The sequence below is a fragment of the Nostoc sp. genome (assembly GCF_036918015.1).
Taxonomy (GTDB): Bacteria; Cyanobacteriota; Cyanobacteriia; order Cyanobacteriales; family Nostocaceae; genus Nostoc.
Window position 1 is genome coordinate 1 of sequence record NZ_JBALEO010000029.1, and the last position, 892, is coordinate 892.

Genomic DNA, 892 nt, shown 5'->3' on the forward strand with positions numbered 1-892 from the left:
TCAATAAAGGTGTTGTCTGGGAAAGTGAAATTGAAAACTGTGTCTTCTGTTGCTGGTTGGTTAGCAATTTCATTCCCCACCTCTGGCGGATCGTTTGTGTTGTTAACGGTGATTACAAAAACATCACTAACTTGAGCAAGAGCAGTATCTGTGGCGATAACTTTAATGTTGAGGCTACCCACGTTCGCATTCAAGGGAGTGCCACTGAAGGTTTTGGTTGCAGCATTAAAACTCAACCAACTCGGTAGAGAGTCGCCGTTTTCGAGAGTGGCGGTGTAGGTGAGAATGTCGCCAGCATCGATATCAATAAAGGTGTTGTCTGGGAAAGTGAAATTGAAAACTGTGTCTTCTGTTGCTGGTTGGTTAGCAATTTCATTCCCCACCTCTGGCGGATCGTTGGTGTTGTTAACGGTGAGTACAAAAACATCACTAACTTGAGCAAGAGCAGTATCTGTGGCGATAACTTTAATGTTGAGGCTACCCACATTCGCATTCAAGGGAGTGCCACTGAAGGTTTTGGTTGCAGCATTAAAACTCAACCAACTCGGTAAAGAGTCGCCGTTTTCGAGAGTGGCGGTGTAGGTGAGAATGTCGCCAGCATCAACATCCTTAAAGGTGTTGTCTGGGAAAGTGAAATTGAAAATTGTGTCTTCTGTTGCTGGTTGGTTAGCGATCGCATTCGCCACCTGTGGCGCATCATTGGTGTTATTAACAGTGAGTGTAAAGACATTACTCGCTTGAGCTTGAGCAATATCCGTGGCGGTAACTTTGATGTTTAGGCTACCGACGTTTGCACTGACGTTTTCATTTAAGGGAGTACCACTGAAGGTTTTGGTAGTAGCATTGAAGCTTAACCAACTCGGCAGAGGGTTGCCGTTTTCGAGAGTGGCAG

General features: G+C 45.3%; 1 protein-coding gene. It reads right to left on the reverse strand.

Going from position 1 to position 892, the window contains the following annotated elements:
- Window positions 1-892: putative Ig domain-containing protein (locus V7K61_RS06930; RefSeq protein WP_335052147.1), on the reverse strand; the 892-nt coding region annotated here is incomplete at both ends.